Origin of the sequence: Hydrocarboniphaga daqingensis (assembly GCF_900129825.1) — a bacterium.
Classification (GTDB): Bacteria; Pseudomonadota; Gammaproteobacteria; order Nevskiales; family Nevskiaceae; genus Hydrocarboniphaga; species Hydrocarboniphaga daqingensis.
Window position 1 is genome coordinate 86277 of the sequence record NZ_FQWZ01000003.1, and the last position, 14520, is coordinate 100796.

Below are 14520 nucleotides of genomic sequence, written 5' to 3' on the forward strand. Positions count from 1 at the left end.
GAGCGCGGCAGCTTAGTCCAGCGACGCGGGATCGGCGATCAAGCCGAGCAGCGTCTGCAGCGCGCCCCGATTGGCCTGCACCGCGTCGCGGCCGGCAGCACCCATCCGCGCGCGGCGCTCGGGGTCGGCCAGCAGCGCATGCAGCGTCGGCACCAGCATCACCGGCTCGTCGAGGCCGATCGCGGCCTGGCCTTGCAGCAGCAGGTCGCGCGCCGGCAGGAAGTTGTGCATCTGCGGGCCGAACAGCACCGGCAGGCCGATCGATGCCGGTTCCAGCACATTGTGTCCGCCGATGTCGACGAAGCTGCCGCCAACCAACGCGAGGTCAGCAGCGGCGTAGTAGACGAAGATCTCGCCCATCGTGTCGCCGAGCAGCACGGCCGCCGCAGACGGATCGTCGCCGGACGCGCGCCGCGCCATCGCCAGGCCGCTGCTGGCGATGCGCCGCGCCACGGTGTCGAAACGCTGCGGATGCCGCGGCACCAGAATCAGCAGCGCATCGGCATAGGCGCGGCGCAGTTCGGCATGCGCGCGCAGCGCGATGTCTTCTTCACCTTCGTGCGTGCTGGCGGCCACCCATACCGGCCGCTGCGCGCCGATGCGGCGGCGCAGGTCGTGCCCGGAGCGGATTTGCGACTCGTCGATGCTCAGGTCGAACTTGATGTTGCCCATCACCGTGACGCGCTGTGCGCCGAGCTGGCGGAAGCGCTCGGCATCGGCCGCGCTCTGCGCGGCGATGCGCGCTGCTGCCAACGTCGACTGGGCGAAGCCGCGCACGCGCGAGTAGCCGCGCATCGACCGCGGGCTGAGCCGCGCATTGGCGACGATCAGCGGCGTGCCGGCCGCGCCGAGCTGATGAAACAAGTTGGGCCACAGCTCGGTTTCCATGACGACGACGCACTGCGGTCGCACGCGGCGCAGGAAGCGCGCGACCGAGCCCGGCAGGTCGTAGGGCGCGTAGCTGTGACGGACGCGCGCACCGAGCGTCTCGGTGACGCGTGCCGATCCGGTCGGCGTCGTCGTCGTCACCCAAACGGCGCCTTCGCCGTGCAAGTCGACCAACGCGCGGATCAGCGGCATAGCGGCCAGCGACTCGCCGACCGACACCGCATGCACCCAGACCGCGATCGGTGCCGGTGACGGCCGCACCCAGCCGAAGCGCTCGGCCCAGCGACGTCGGTAGTCGGGCAGCTCGCGGCTGCGCCACAACAGGCGCAGCAGGATCAGCGGAGTCAGCCAGTACAGCAGAAAGGTGTAGAGCCAGCGCATCGGCGGAGCATGCGAGGCGCCGCGGCATTGAGCAACAACCGTCGGCGTGATCGCGCGCCGTCGACGCCACGATGAGCGCGCCGGCCGAAGCGCCTAAACTGCACGGCTTATGGCATCCAACCCTTCTTCATCGGCGGCGCCGCCGTTTCGCGCGCGCCTGCTGGCGCCGTGGCACTGGCCGACCTGGCTCGGCATCGGCCTGCTGTGGCTGCTGGCGATGCTGCCGATGCGCTGGAGTCTGGCCTTCGGTGCCGGTCTGGGCGCGCTGCTGGGCCGCTGCATCCGCAGCCGGCGCCATGTGGTCGACGTCAATCTGCGGCTGTGCTTTCCGTCGCTCGACGACGCGACACGCGCCGAGCTGCGCCGCGCGCACTTCCGCGCTGTCGGTGCTGGTGCGATCGAGGCCGGTCTGGCCTGGTTTGCGTCGGACCGTCGGCTGGCGCCGCGGTTTGCGGTCGAAGGGCGCGAGCATCTGGACGCGGCGCTGGCCAGCGGCAAGGGCCTGCTGCTGTTGACCGGCCATTTCACGACGCTGGAGATCGGCGCCCGCGTGCTGTGCACGACCGCGCAGCTGCCGTTCCACGCGATGTACCGGCCGTATGCCAACCCGGTGATGGATTTCTGCATGCACCGCTGGCGCGAGCGCCGTGCGCAATTACCGGCGCTGCCGCGCGAAGACCTGCGCCGGCTGGTTCGCTCGCTGCGCGACGGCCGCGCGATCTGGTACGCGCCCGACCAGACGCTGGACGAGAAGCTGTCGGTGTTCGCGCCATTCTTCGGCGTGCCGACGCTGACGCTGACCGCCACCTCGCGGCTGGCGCAGATGGGCCGGGCCGGCGTGCTGCCGTACTTCCCGCGCTACGAGCAGGGCCGCTGGATCGTCCGTTTCCTGCCGATGCTCACCGACTTCCCGGGCACCGACGAGCATGCCGATGCGGCGCGGATCAATCAGGTGATCGAGCAGGGCATTGCACTGGCCCTGCCGCAGTACTTCTGGTTGCACCGGCGCTTCAAGAAGCAGCCGCCCGGGCTGCCACGACCTTACTGACCGATACGGGTGTGCGCCGCCTGCGACGGGCTGCTGCTAAACTCGACGCGTCACCAGCTGAACACATCGAGGCTTTCCGGGTGGATAAACGCTTTTATCTGAATATCAGCCGCGGCGCCGCCGCATCGTTGCTGTGGCTGGCCTCGCAGGCCGCGTTCGCCGCATCGGCCGTCGAGGAAGCGCAGACGCTGCTGTCGCAGGGTCAGTTCGATCAGGCGCTGAAGAAGGTCGACGCTCAGCTCAAGACCGCACCTCAGGACGCCGAAGCCCGCTTCCTGCGCGGCTTGATCCTGGTCAAGCTCAACCGCGGCCCGGAGGCGATCAAGGTGTTCGCCGACCTGACGCGCGACTACCCGCAGTTGCCCGAGCCCTACAACAACCTCGCCGTGCTCTATGCGCAGCAGGGTGACTACGAAAAAGCCCGCGACGCGCTCGAAGCCGCGCTGGCGACGCATCCGAGCTACGCCACCGCACACGAAAACCTCGGCGACATCTATGCCGCGCTCGCCGGCGCCGCATACAACCGCGCGCTGACGCTCGACCAAAGCAACCAGATGGTGCGCAGCAAGCTGGCCCTGATCAGCCAGCTCGACAGCGCAGGCGGCAAGGGCGCTGCCCCGGCGCCGAACACGCCGGTGGCGGCAGCACCGACACCAGCGCCCGCGCCGGCCGCCGTTCCGCCGCCATCGACGGTTCCGCCGCCGGCCGCCGCCGGTCTTGACGCCAGCACCGCGCAGAGCGCGACCAGCGTCGTCAACGCCTGGGCTGCGGCCTGGTCGGCCAAAGAGCTGACGGCCTACTTCGCCACCTACTCTCCGCGCTTCGTTCCCGAAGGCAACCTGAGTCGCACCACGTGGGAAGCGCAGCGCCGCGAACGCATCCTGCGCGCCACGCGGATCAGCGTCAGCGCCGCCGACCCGAAGGTCGAGCGCGTCTCGTCGGACCGCGTCGCCGTGACGTTCACGCAGAACTACGAGTCGGACAGCTTTTCCGATCAAGTGTCCAAGACGCTTGAGCTGGAACAGGCCGGCGCGAGTTGGCTGATCGTTCGCGAATACACGCGCTAGTCGCTCGATGCCTCAGCGGTGGTGGCAGCGGCTGCGCCGGGCAGCCGCAGGTGGTGTCTTTGCCGCGATTCCGCTCGCTGCGCCCGCTGCCGCACCGCCGACGACTGCGCCGGTCGCCAGTCCTGAAACCCGGTTGATGGCAGCGGTCGACGACTTGCGCGCCGACCGTTCGCTGCAGGCACTCGACAAGCTGTCGCAGCTGACCCAGCAGTATCCGAACTTCCGGCTTGCGCAGTTCGTCTACGCCAATGTGCTGGCTGCGCGTTCGGGCATCCCCGGCATCATGCCGGACAGCGAAGACCCGGCGCTGAAGGATCTGTTCGACGAGGCCCATTTTCGCGAAGCCCAAGCGCGGTTTACGCCACCGCCCGGCACCGTGCCGGGCAATGTGCTGAAGCTGGCGACCGAATACCCGTACCTGGTCGTCGTCGACCTGCCCAATGCGCGGCTGAACCTGTTCGAAAACCGCGGCGGCGATTTGCGGCTGATGCACAGCCACTACGCCGGCATGGGCCGCAATGGGTTCGGCAAGAAGGCAGCCGGTGATTTGCGCACTCCGGTGGGCATCTACCACATCACCGGATGGAAGCCCGACGATCAGCTGCCCGAGTTGTACGGCGCGGGCGCACTGCCGCTGAACTATCCGAATCTGTGGGACCGCTTCCGGGTCAAGACCGGCTACGGCATCTGGCTGCACGGCGTGCCGAGAATCACCTACGTGCGGCCCCCGCGTAGCAGCGAGGGCTGCGTGACGATGGCCAACGACGATCTGGTGGCGCTCAAGCCCTATGTGTTGAGCACCAACGCGCCCGTGGTGTTGTCCGATCGGCTCGACTGGGTGCCCAAGGCCGATGCAGCGCGCGAACGTGACACATTCCTGGCGCGGATCGAGGACTGGCGGCGCAAGTGGACGTCGATCGATACCGAGGGCTACCTGGGCTACTACGGTGCCGACTTCACCACCGACGGCATGGACAAGGCCGCGTTTGCGGCGCACAAGCGGCGCGTCAATGCGGGCAAGCGCTCGATTGAAGTGCGTCTCGATGACCTGAGCCTGTTCCGCTATCCCGGCGAGCCGATGATGCTGGCCGAATTCACGCTCGATTACCGCAGCGACAACTTCAGCAGTCGCGCCAAGAAGCAGCAGTACTGGCGGCAAAACGCCAAGGGCGAGTGGAAGATCTTTCGCGAAGAGAATCTTTAGCCGAGCGTGGCGCCGGCATCAGGCCTGGGGCGCGGCCGCACCGGCGTCCGACAGCGATGACGGCGCGCCACGCCAGCGATGGAACCAGCGCGCGGTCCGCATCATGTAGACGTCGAACAGCGAATAGCAGACGCCGGCCAGCAGCGGCGGGTTGTGCAGGCTCAAGCCCAGACCTGGCGCCTCGCGTTGCCAGCGCCATTCCCCCAGTTCGGTGCCGCCGAGTTCGACCATCAGCGCGATCGGCACCATCAGGATGTAAATGCGCGGCTGGCTGCCGTAGCGCGCCAGCGCCAGCAGGATCAGCAGCATCAGGCCGTCGAATCGGCTGGCGCCGCTGATCGTCATCCACAGCGCGCCGGCAACCAACATCAGCAGCAGCAGCGGAACCAGCCGCGCGGGCAGCTTGCGGCCGCAATAGACGCCGACCATAAACAGCAGCGTGTGCGCGGGTGGCACATAGGCCGGGATGTCGTGGAAGCGATAGTCGTACAGGCCCCAGCCGAGCGAGAACAGCGCTTCGGCCGCCAGCGCGAACGCGGTGGCCACGACCAGCGTCAGCCGCCAGGCCGGCGTCTGCTGGTGCAGCAGCCATAGCAGCGTCAACCACACCGGGACACTGGCCGCCAGATGCAGCAACGGCGAGCCCCGGCTGTCGAGCACCAGACCCAGCGCAATGACCCCGATGATCAACACCGCCTTTGCGCCGGCGTTGGGGTCGTGGGCGCCCAAGGGCGCGCTGAACAGAATCTGCTGTCGTAGCGTGTCGGTGCGACTCATCGGCGGAATCCTTGCCTGCGCGGGGTCATGTCAGATCCACAGCCAGACGCGTGCCATCGGCGCCGTCCTCGTAGTAGGCCGGCAGCATTTCAACCGCTCGATAGCCCCGTCGCTGGTACAGCGCCAGTGCGGCGGCGTTGTCGCAGCGCACTTCGAGCACCACGCGGCGGCAGCCGCGCTGCTGGGCTTGCCGGTGCGCGGCTTCGATCAACTGCTGCGCAATGCCGCGGCCGCGTGCGGCCGGATCGACCACGATCGAGTACAGCCGCGCGCTGTCGCGGTCGCGCCGCGTCAGCAGCAACAGATTGCCGACGATCGGGCCGTCGGCGCCGTCGACGGCGACCAGAAACACCGCGCTGCTGTTGTCGATGAAGCGACGCAGGCTGCGCCGCGACATCGCATCGGAAGGAAACAGCGCTTCCAGATGTAGCAGCGCCGGCAGATCGGCCGGTCGCGCGCGCCGCACTTCCACCGGCTGCATCAGGGCTGGTTCTTTACGCGCGCTTCGAGGCGGCGCACGAAGTACTCCATGATCCGCCGATACAGCGTCTCCTTCAGCACCAAGTCTTCGACGCCGAAGTCGATGTTGGGGTTGTCGTTGACTTCGACGACCTTGACCACATTGCCAAACTGCTTGAGGTCGACGCCATACAGCGCGCTGCCGACCGCCTTGGCCGCTTGCACGGCGACGTTGCGCACCAGCGGCGGCACCGCGTCGATCGGCAGCGTGTCGTGATGGCCTTCGATCTTGCCGCCGTTGCGGCCGTGCTTGACCACCTGCCAGTGGTCCTTGGCCATGTAATAACGGCAGGCGTACAGCGGCACGCCGTCGAGCACGCCGACGCGCCAGTCGTAGTCGGTCGGCTCGAACGACTGGCCGATCACGATGTCGCTGCGTTCGAGCAGATCGCGCACTTCGCGCTTGAGTTCGGCTTCGTTGTCGACCTTGATCACGCCGCGCGAAAACTGCGAGTCCGGCTGCTTGAGCACGCAAGGGAAGCCCAGTTCGCGCGCGATCTGTTTGACGTTGCCGCGATGGATCAACATCGTCTTCGGCTGCGGAATCCGGTGTCGGTCCATCAACTCCGACAAGAACACCTTGTTGGCGGCGCGCAGGATCGACTTGGGGTCATCGACGACGACCAGGCCTTCGCGCTCGGCGCGGCGCGCAAAGCGATACGTGTGATGGTTGACGGCCGTGGTTTCGCGAATGAACAGCGCGTCGAACTCGGCGACGTGACCGTAGTCGCCCTTGTCGATGAAGTCGACCTGAAAGCCCAGATCCTCGGCGGCTTTCTCGAACAGCTTCAGCGCGCGCGCGTTCGACGGCGGGTCTTTTTCGGCCTCGTTGATCAGGATCGCCAGATCGTAGCGATACGAATCCTTCTTCTGCCGCGGCATGCGCCGCCGCGTGAAGTACTCACGCGCTGCCTGATGCATGAACTCCAGATGCGAGCCGGGCACCTCGCCCAGCGCGATCGGGCCGATCGAATCGACGCGCCATTCGTCGCCCTTGTACTCGAACGTGGCCTGCAGCAGCGGGGCGGGGAACAGATTGAACAGCGCGCGCGCCAAGCGCTCGTGGCGCTTGGTCGGGCTCTGGCCGAAGTAGACGTTGAGCACATATTCCGACGAGCCCAGCCGCGCGAGCGAGCTTTGGATCAGCTCGTCGATTTCGTCGTTCAGCACGCCGGGCGATTCGGCGAGCTTCAAATCCTGAATCGTTGTGATGTCGGGCAACGGCCGATGGCTGCGGGCACCGGCCAGCAGACTGACGTAGTAACCGGTGCTCTGGTAGCTGAAGCTGCGGCACAGGTTGTACACGCGGATGTTCCGCTGCAGCACCTCGGGCGTCAGCGTCAGATAGTCCCAGGCCGTCATCACATGCATGCCGGGGATCTGCAACGGCCAGTCGGTCCGTGCATCGACGACCACCAGTCCGCTCATCGCGCGGTCCGACGCGTTGGCGCGGCCTCGGGCAAGAGTCTCGGCAGGGGGAGTTGCAGCGTTGCGGCCAGACTCATGCGCTGAAAAACGGCTCGTTCCTTGATTGGGTGACTACGGCCAACGAGCGCGAATCCTAGCATCAGCCCGCGTTGCAGTCGGGGGTCCGCAAGGCGCATTGCTCAACGGTTGTCGTCGCTGGCCGCAGCCTGCGCGTCCGACCGGCCGATCGTCCGTCGCGCTGTGCTTATATAATGGCTTACGTCGGTTCGTACAATGGAATATCACGATGCGCTCTCGCTCCCCGCTGCTGTCCCGCTGCACCTTGTGGGCGCTGTCGGCACTGCTGGCAGTCCCCGGCAGCGCCGCCGCAGCCGAGCCGATGACCCTGGTCGTGCTCCAGGCCGCCAAGCCGTTCTCGGTGATGCGGGCCGATCAGGTGGTGCCGCCTGCACGCGAGTTGCCGGTGGCCAAGGCCGACGTGCTGCGCACCGGCGTCAACGGTCGCGGCTCGCTGCGCTTTGGTGTGGCCTTGATGACGCTGGGTCCGGAGGCCGAGGCGCTGGTTGAAGACATCCAGCAGCCAGCCGGCGGCTTCAACGGCCGGCTCGATCTGAAGCTGGTCCGCGGCGCGCTGCGAATCGATGGCAGCCGCGAGCGCCGGCTACCCCAGGACATTCGCCTGACGCTGACCGACTTGCGCCTGCGGGTGTTCGGCGCTGATGTCTGGGCCGAGTCCAGCGCTGAGCGACGCAGCGTCTGCCTGCTGTCGGGCGCCGTCGAAATCGTCACGGTTTCCGGTGCCGAGCGCCTCGAAGAGCCGGGCGATTGCCTGATCGTCGATGCCACCGGCCTGCACCGGCAAAGCCCGGATCGACCGTCGATGAATCAGAAGCTGGCCTTGACCGACTATTCCAGCGTCAACGCGGCGCCGCCGGCCAAGCCGGCGCCGCCTCAGGAGCCGCCGCGTCTGCCGCCGGTGACGGCCGAGACTGCACAAGGCTGGATGCTGGTCGCTGCAGCGCTGGGCGACGCCGAGTCGGCCGCGCTCGAAGTGCAGGGGCTGATCGACCAAGGCTTGCCGGGCGTCGTGCGAATCTTCGATCCGCCCAACGGCAAGCGTGTCTACCGCGTCACGATCGGCAGCTTCGCCACGCGCGCCCAGGCCGAAGCGTTCGCCGCCGACGTCAAGGAGCGCTTCGGCATGACGCAGATCTGGGTCGCGCCGTACTGAGCGCCGCGCTCAGTTACCGCGCAAGCTGATCACTGGCCAGCCGCGGCGCTGGGCTTCGGCGCGCAGCACGTCGTCAGGGTCCACGGCCACGGCCGCGTCGGCACGCTCCAGCAGCGGCAGATCGTTGCGCGAGTCGCTATAGCAGCTCAGGTGCTCGAACGGCGGCTGCTGCTGGTCGAGCCAGCGGTTCAGGCGCACGACCTTGCCGCCCTGGAAGTTGGCCAGCCCGGCGAGGCGCCCGGTGTAGCGGCCGTCGACGAATTCCGGATCGGTGGCGATCAGCGTGTCGACGCCGAGCAACTCGGCAATCGGCTCGGTGACGAAGCGGTTGGTCGCGGTCGTGATCATCAGGTGATCGCCCTGCATCCGATGGCGTTCCAGCAGCGCCGGCGCCAGAGGCGCGATCACTGGCACGATCTTGGTCTGGACGAACTGCTCGCGCCAGCCGAGCAGCGTCGGCAGGTCGTGCGCGGCCAGCGGCGCAAAACTGAAGTGGCAGAACGCTTCGATGTCGAGCGTGCCGGCTTTGTATTCGTCGTAGAACCGCTGGTTTTCGCGTTCGTAGGCGACGCGCTCAACCACGCCCTGTTCAACCAGAAACTGGCCCCACAGGTAGTCGCTGTCACCGGCCAGCAGGGTGTTGTCCAGATCGAAGATCGCAAGACGCATGGCAGCGGTTTTGGCCGTCAAAATAAAAGGTCGCGCAGTTTGCCGCTGCTCGCGGCCTTGTGGAAGAATCCAGCTCAGCCCATTGCGCGGTCGATTCACGTGATTGATTCGGACGGCTACCGTCCCAACGTCGGAATCATCCTGGCCAACCCGGCCGGGCAAGTGCTGTGGGCCAAGCGCATCGGCCAGGACGCCTGGCAATTTCCCCAAGGTGGCATTCAGCGCGGCGAAGCACCGCGCGACGCACTGCTGCGCGAGTTGCACGAAGAACTCGGGCTGACCGCCGACGACGTCGAGATCGTCGCCGTCACCCAGGGTTGGCTGCGTTACCAACTGCCCAAGCGCTATTTGCGTCAGGGCCGTGGCCGCGTCTGCATCGGCCAGAAGCAGAAGTGGTTCCTGCTGCGGCTGCTGTGCTCGGAAGATCGCGTGCACTTTGACGCCAGTCCGACGCCGGAATTCGACGGTTGGCGCTGGATCGACTGGTGGACGCCGGCCGAGCAGGTCATCGAGTTCAAACGCGAGGTGTATCGCCGGGCGCTGACCGAACTGGCCGACGCGGCCGGCGTGCCGTTGCCGCTGGTGGCCTCGTCGCTGGGTACGGCGTCTTAGACGAGAACCATTGTTATTTGATTCCAGTTCGCAGTTGGCGTAGCGTATTGTCAATCGTTCTCATTCACGCAATCGCCGCCGCCATGTACGTCTGTGTCTGCAAGGCCGTCTCCGATACCCGGATCAAGCGCATGGTCTGTGAAGGCAGCGCCACCACGTTGCGTGAGGTCGTCCGGGAAACCGGGCTCGGCAGCTGCTGCGGCAAGTGCGTGCCGGCCGCGCGCGAGCTGCTGTCGTCCCAGCGGTCGTCGCAGCCGCTGCGGCTGGCTGACCTGGGCATTGCGCCGGGGTTTGCCGCCACCGCTTGAGGCAGTTGCGAATCAGACGCATAACCACTCTAAAAGTGCTTGTCTAACAAACACTTAGGCTGGACTCACCGAGGCGTGCGCCGTTACACTGCGGCGACTTTCCCAGGACGACAGCCATGCGCGGCGATACCAAGGTCATCGAGTACCTCAACCTCGGCCTCAAGAACGAACTGACGGCGATCAACCAGTACTTCCTGCATTCACGAATGCTCGGCAACTGGGGCCTCAAAAAGCTCGAAGCGCTCGAGTACGAGGAATCGATCGACGAGATGAAGCACGCCGACAAGCTGATCAAGCGCATCTTGTTCCTCGACGGCCTGCCCAACCTGCAGGACCTCGGCAAGCTGTACATCGGCGAGAACGTGCAGGAGGTGCTCGAATGCGACCTCAAGCGCGAGTACGAGGCGCATCCGCTGTACAAGGAAGCGATCGCCTACTGCGAAAGCGTCAAGGACTACGGCACGCGCGAGATCCTGGTCGCGATCCAGCAGAGCGAGGAAGACCACATCGACTTCCTCGAAGAGCAGCTCAAGCTGATCGAGCAGATGGGTCTGCCCAACTACATCCAGTCGGCGGTCGGCGAACTGAAGGGCCCCTGATCCGAAGGTCCATCCGGCGTACCGCCGTACAGGTCGCGGCGGGCGCTTGGCGCCGCCGCGACCTTGGGCCGTTTTAGAACGGCTTGACGACGACCAGAATCACGATCGCGATCAGCAGCACGGCCGGCACTTCGTTGGCTATGCGCCAGAAGCGGCCGCTGCGGGTGTTGGTGCGGTTGGCGAACTTGCGCAGATTGACCTTCAACCAGCCCTGGTAGCCGCTCAGCGCGATCACCAGCGTCAGCTTGGCGTGCATCCAGCCGAGCTGCAGGTAGCCGGGATTCATCACCACCATTGCCAGGCCAAACACCCAGGTGCCGATCATCGCGATCGTCATCAGGCCATAGAGCTTGCGTTCCATCAGCACGAAGCGGTCATGACCCGCGGTGTCCTGCGTGTCGACGTGGTAGACGAACAGCCGCGGCAGATAGAACAGCCCGGCGAACCAGGCGACGACGAAGATCACGTGTATCGCTTTGACCCAAAGCATGCGGACTCCAGAAACGAGGGTTAGACGAGGCGTAGGCGGCGGGCAGGGTGACGACGGGCCCGGTTGCCGGCGCGTGTTTCATTGCGCCGCGGCAAAAGCCTATCATCCCGGTCCTTTTGTTAGCGGCATCACAGATTAGGGCGGGCCATGATCAAGGTGGGAATCGTCGGCGGCACCGGCTACACCGGCGCCGAACTGTTGCGACTGCTGGCTGGGCACCGCGAAGTGGCGGTCACGACGCTGACCTCGCGCAAAGAGGCCGGGCTGCGTGCCGACCATCTGTTCCCGAGTTTGCGTGGCCACTGCGACGCGGTGTTCTCGGCGCCAGACGAAGCGGCGCTGGCAGCCTGCGACGCGGTGTTCTTCGCCACGCCGCACGGCACGGCGATGCAGATGGCGCCGGCGCTGGTCGAGGCGGGCGTCAAGGTCATCGATCTGTCGGCCGACTTCCGGCTCAAGGATGCTGCGGAATTCAAGCGCTGGTATCAGCTCGACCACACGGCCCCGGCCTTGCTCGAGGAAGCGGTGTACGGCCTGCCGGAAGTCAATCGTCACGCCATCTCCAATGCGCGCGTGATCGGCAACCCCGGCTGTTATCCGACCGCAGTGCAGCTCGGCTTTCTGCCGCTGCTGGAAGCGGGCTTGATCGACGCCTCGCAGCTGATCGCCGACTGCAAGTCCGGCGTGTCCGGCGCCGGGCGCGAAGCGCGCGTGACCTCGCTGTTCTGTGAGGCCGGCGATAACTTCCGCGCGTATTCGGTACCCGGCCATCGCCACTTGCCGGAGATCCAGCAGGGCTTACGCGTCGCGGCCGACGGCCCGGTATCACTGACGTTCGTGCCGCATCTGACGCCGATGATTCGTGGCATCCACGCGACGCTCTATGCCCGGCTGACGCAGCCCGGCGTCGACTTGCAGGCGCTGTTCGAGTCGCGCTATCGCGGCGAGCCGTTCGTCGACGTGCTGCCCGCCGGCGATCACCCGGAGACGCGCAGCGTCCGCGGCGGCAATCAGTGCCGCATCGCCGTGCATCTGGCGCCGGATGGCCAAACCGTGGTCGTGCTGTCGGTCATCGACAACCTGGTCAAAGGCGCGTCGGGACAAGCGATCCAGTGCTTCAACCTGATGTTCGGCCTGCCCGAAACCGCCGGGCTCGATGCGCCGGGCATGACGCCTTAACGCGTGGTCCAGCACCGGATCATCGTCAAGCAGCATCGGCCCTGGCTGAAGGCGGGGCTGATCGCCGGCAGCGTCGCCGGCCTTGCGATTGCCGGATTTGCTGTTTACGCGTGGGCGCGCACCAACCTGATTTCGGAATTCCGCGAAACCAAGACCGAGCTGGAACAGCTGCGTGACGAGCGCCGCGATCTGGCGCGCGAGTTGCGCGCGGCACGCGCCGAGAACGCCCAGTTGCGCCAGCAGGTGGTGTACGCGGAGCGCGCCGGCGAAATCGACGGCGCTGCCTGTACCGACGTCAAAGCGTCGCTGTCCGAACTGCAGGCCGAGGCCGCCGACCTGCGCGAACAAGTGGCGTTCTATCGCGGCATCGTATCGCCCGACGAAACCCGCGCCGGCGTGCGCGTGCTCGATCTGAAAGTCACGCCTCAGGCCGACGCCGATCGCTGGCGTTACGACCTGGTGCTGATTCAGTCGGTGCGCCACGACAAGCGGGTGGCCGGGCGCATCCGCGTCGTGATCGCCGGTAGCCGCGACGGCAAGGACACGACCGAAGATCTCGAAACGTTGCTGACCGGCGACCGGCGCCTGCCGCAGTTCGCGTTCAAGTACTTCCAGGAATTCTCGGGTGAATTCCGCTTGCCGGCCGGTTTCCGCCCGGCCCGGATGACGGTGATGCTGGACATCGACGGCGCCGAGGCGACGGTCGAGAACCCGTTCGACTGGAGTAAGATCAAGGACGACTCGTCGTTCCCGTCCGCCAGCCTCGATCCCGCACCATGAAGTTCTCCAACAAGGCCAGCGCGCCGCCGCCGCCCCGCAGCAATGGTTCCGTCGAGACCTTGATCGGCCGTCAGACCGAAGTGGCCGGCGATATCCGCTTCAGCGGCGGCCTGCATCTGGACGGCCGCGTGTTCGGCAACGTCTGTTCCACGGCCGAACAATCGGCGCATCTGTCGATCAGCGAAACCGGGTCGGTTGAAGGCGAGGTGCGCGTCCCCATGTTGGTTCTTAACGGCGCCGTCGTTGGCGACGTGCATGTGGCCGAGAAGATCACGCTCGGCGCCAAGGCTCGCGTAACCGGCAACGTGTTCTACAAGGTCATCGAGATGCAGCCGGGTGCGCAGGTCAACGGGCAGCTGGTACACGAATCGATGGCCGCCGCGATGGTGGTGGCCCGCGCGCCGGCCGCCGTACAGGATCACCGTCAGTCTTTCAGCAGCGATGAGTCCCGGATCATCGACGGGGAAACCACTTCCTCGGTCGCTGTTACCCCGGGCTAGAGGATGTCCAGATGAGCACGCAGCAGACCGAACCCAGCGTTTATTCCCCGTCCAAGGCGGCGGCCGCGGCTGCCGCGCCGGCCAGCGACGTGATCTTCACCGAGTCGGCGGCCCGCAAGGTGCGTGAACTGCTGGACGAAGAAGAAAACCCGAACCAGATGCTGCGGGTGTTCGTTTCCGGCGGCGGCTGCTCGGGCTTCCAGTACGGCTTCAAGTTCGACGAAGCCGCTGAAGACGACGACACCCGCGTCGAGACGCTGGGCGTGACGCTGGTCGTCGATCCGATGAGCCTGCAGTATCTGATCGGCGCCGAGATCGACTACAAGGACACGGTCGAAGGTGCGCAGTTCGTGATCCGCAATCCGAACGCGCAGACCACGTGCGGCTGCGGGTCGTCGTTCTCGGTCTAAGGCGTCATTGCGACGCCGCTGCCGATCAGGCGGCCGGCGTCGCCAGCAGCATCGCGTAGTACCAGCAGTCCACCTTGGGCGAGTAATGCCGCCCCAGGCCGCAGTGCTGGAATGCGGCCGTCAGCAGATTGTCGCGATGGCCCTGGCTGAGCCACCACTGCTGGTAGGCCGCCTCGGGCTCGGCGCGGGTCCGCGCCAACACGTTCTCGCCGACGCGGCTCCAGCCATAGCCGGCGGCCGTCGCCCTGTCGCCGGGCGAGCTGTCGCCGAAACCGCCATGCGATAGAAAGCCGCCTTCGGCCAGGTATTCGGCGTGCAACTGCGCGGCGCGGCCGAGACGCGAGTCGTGCACCAGCGGCTCCATGCCGGCGGCCATCCTCGACGCATTGGTCAGCCTCAGGATCTCGATCAGCTGCGTGTCGCCCTTCAT

The 14520-nt window shown here is 66.4% G+C and carries 18 protein-coding genes; 11 read left to right on the plus strand and 7 right to left on the minus strand.

Annotation, left to right across the window (positions count from 1 at the left end; translation table 11 throughout):
• Nucleotides 1-12: 12 nt before the first annotated feature.
• Entirely contained in the window at nucleotides 13-1269 is a 1257-nt protein-coding gene (gene waaA / locus BUB09_RS16915; protein ID WP_072895723.1) for a lipid IV(A) 3-deoxy-D-manno-octulosonic acid transferase, read from the minus strand.
• Between the two features lie 109 nt (nucleotides 1270-1378).
• Here waaA and lpxL point away from each other — a divergent pair, with 109 nt between their 5' ends.
• From lpxL to BUB09_RS06345, 3 genes are all read left to right on the plus strand, one after another.
• Nucleotides 1379-2317 (plus strand): LpxL/LpxP family Kdo(2)-lipid IV(A) lauroyl/palmitoleoyl acyltransferase, encoded by a 939-nt coding sequence (gene lpxL / locus BUB09_RS06335; protein ID WP_072895726.1) that lies wholly within the window; start codon nucleotides 1379-1381, stop codon nucleotides 2315-2317.
• An 80-nt stretch (nucleotides 2318-2397) separates the two neighbouring features.
• A complete protein-coding gene (locus BUB09_RS06340) occupies nucleotides 2398-3384 on the plus strand; it encodes a tetratricopeptide repeat protein (RefSeq protein ID WP_245793169.1) in 987 nt (328 codons plus the stop codon).
• Nucleotides 3385-3391: 7 nt separating this feature from the next.
• Entirely contained in the window at nucleotides 3392-4588 is a 1197-nt protein-coding gene (locus BUB09_RS06345; protein WP_072895729.1) for a L,D-transpeptidase family protein, read from the plus strand.
• An 18-nt stretch (nucleotides 4589-4606) separates the two neighbouring features.
• Here BUB09_RS06345 and BUB09_RS06350 read toward each other — a convergent pair whose 3' ends face one another.
• The 3 genes from BUB09_RS06350 to BUB09_RS06360 are packed head-to-tail and all read right to left on the minus strand — an operon-like array spanning nucleotide 4607 to nucleotide 7312.
• Complete coding sequence (locus BUB09_RS06350) at nucleotides 4607-5365, minus strand: hypothetical protein (protein ID WP_072895732.1); 759 nt, start codon at nucleotides 5363-5365, stop codon at nucleotides 4607-4609.
• 25 nt (nucleotides 5366-5390) lie between these two features.
• Nucleotides 5391-5846, minus strand: a complete 456-nt coding sequence (locus BUB09_RS06355) for a GNAT family N-acetyltransferase (RefSeq protein WP_072895735.1) — start codon at nucleotides 5844-5846, stop codon at nucleotides 5391-5393.
• Nucleotides 5846-7312: a RimK family ATP-grasp domain-containing protein gene (locus BUB09_RS06360; RefSeq protein WP_072895738.1), complete on the minus strand. Its 1467-nt coding sequence runs from the start codon at nucleotides 7310-7312 to the stop codon at nucleotides 5846-5848. Before BUB09_RS06360 ends, BUB09_RS06355 begins: the two co-directional genes overlap by 1 nt.
• Before the next feature lie 286 nt (nucleotides 7313-7598).
• Here BUB09_RS06360 and BUB09_RS06365 point away from each other — a divergent pair, with 286 nt between their 5' ends.
• Nucleotides 7599-8543 carry an SPOR domain-containing protein gene (locus tag BUB09_RS06365; RefSeq protein ID WP_072895741.1) on the plus strand — a complete coding sequence of 315 codons (945 nt, stop codon included), beginning with the start codon at nucleotides 7599-7601 and terminating at the stop codon, nucleotides 8541-8543.
• A 9-nt stretch (nucleotides 8544-8552) separates the two neighbouring features.
• On the opposite strand, the gene BUB09_RS06370 is transcribed toward BUB09_RS06365, so the two are convergent.
• On the minus strand, nucleotides 8553-9212 hold the full coding sequence (locus tag BUB09_RS06370) for a histidinol-phosphatase (protein ID WP_072895744.1): 660 nt from the start codon (nucleotides 9210-9212) through the stop codon (nucleotides 8553-8555).
• A gap of 99 nt (nucleotides 9213-9311) precedes the next feature.
• On the opposite strand from BUB09_RS06370, the gene BUB09_RS06375 reads away from it, so the two are divergent.
• The 3 genes from BUB09_RS06375 to bfr all read left to right on the plus strand — a co-directional run bounded on the left by BUB09_RS06375 (nucleotide 9312) and on the right by bfr (nucleotide 10731).
• Complete coding sequence (locus BUB09_RS06375; RefSeq protein WP_139250147.1) at nucleotides 9312-9824, plus strand: RNA pyrophosphohydrolase; 513 nt, start codon at nucleotides 9312-9314, stop codon at nucleotides 9822-9824.
• Between the two features lie 83 nt (nucleotides 9825-9907).
• Nucleotides 9908-10132, plus strand: a complete 225-nt coding sequence (locus tag BUB09_RS06380) for a (2Fe-2S)-binding protein (protein WP_072895749.1) — start codon at nucleotides 9908-9910, stop codon at nucleotides 10130-10132.
• A gap of 116 nt (nucleotides 10133-10248) precedes the next feature.
• Nucleotides 10249-10731 (plus strand): bacterioferritin, encoded by a 483-nt coding sequence (bfr, locus tag BUB09_RS06385; protein WP_072895752.1) that lies wholly within the window; start codon nucleotides 10249-10251, stop codon nucleotides 10729-10731.
• A gap of 73 nt (nucleotides 10732-10804) precedes the next feature.
• Here the strand turns inward: bfr and hemJ are convergent, their stop codons facing one another.
• A complete protein-coding gene (hemJ, locus tag BUB09_RS06390) occupies nucleotides 10805-11221 on the minus strand; it encodes a protoporphyrinogen oxidase HemJ (RefSeq protein ID WP_072895754.1) in 417 nt (138 codons plus the stop codon).
• 147 nt (nucleotides 11222-11368) lie between these two features.
• Between hemJ and argC the strand changes: the two genes are divergently transcribed.
• The 4 genes from argC to erpA are packed head-to-tail and all read left to right on the plus strand — an operon-like array spanning nucleotide 11369 to nucleotide 14090.
• A complete protein-coding gene (argC, locus tag BUB09_RS06395) occupies nucleotides 11369-12400 on the plus strand; it encodes an N-acetyl-gamma-glutamyl-phosphate reductase (protein WP_072895756.1) in 1032 nt (343 codons plus the stop codon).
• A gap of 3 nt (nucleotides 12401-12403) precedes the next feature.
• Nucleotides 12404-13180 (plus strand): DUF6776 family protein, encoded by a 777-nt coding sequence (locus BUB09_RS06400; RefSeq protein WP_072895759.1) that lies wholly within the window; start codon nucleotides 12404-12406, stop codon nucleotides 13178-13180.
• Complete coding sequence (locus tag BUB09_RS06405) at nucleotides 13177-13680, plus strand: bactofilin family protein (RefSeq protein WP_072895776.1); 504 nt, start codon at nucleotides 13177-13179, stop codon at nucleotides 13678-13680. The genes BUB09_RS06400 and BUB09_RS06405 overlap by 4 nt, the downstream gene beginning before the upstream one ends.
• 11 nt (nucleotides 13681-13691) lie before the next feature.
• A complete protein-coding gene (gene erpA, locus BUB09_RS06410; protein WP_072895782.1) occupies nucleotides 13692-14090 on the plus strand; it encodes an iron-sulfur cluster insertion protein ErpA in 399 nt (132 codons plus the stop codon).
• A gap of 25 nt (nucleotides 14091-14115) precedes the next feature.
• Here erpA and BUB09_RS06415 read toward each other — a convergent pair whose 3' ends face one another.
• Nucleotides 14116-14520: a CAP domain-containing protein gene (locus BUB09_RS06415; RefSeq protein ID WP_072895785.1), complete on the minus strand. Its 405-nt coding sequence runs from the start codon at nucleotides 14518-14520 to the stop codon at nucleotides 14116-14118.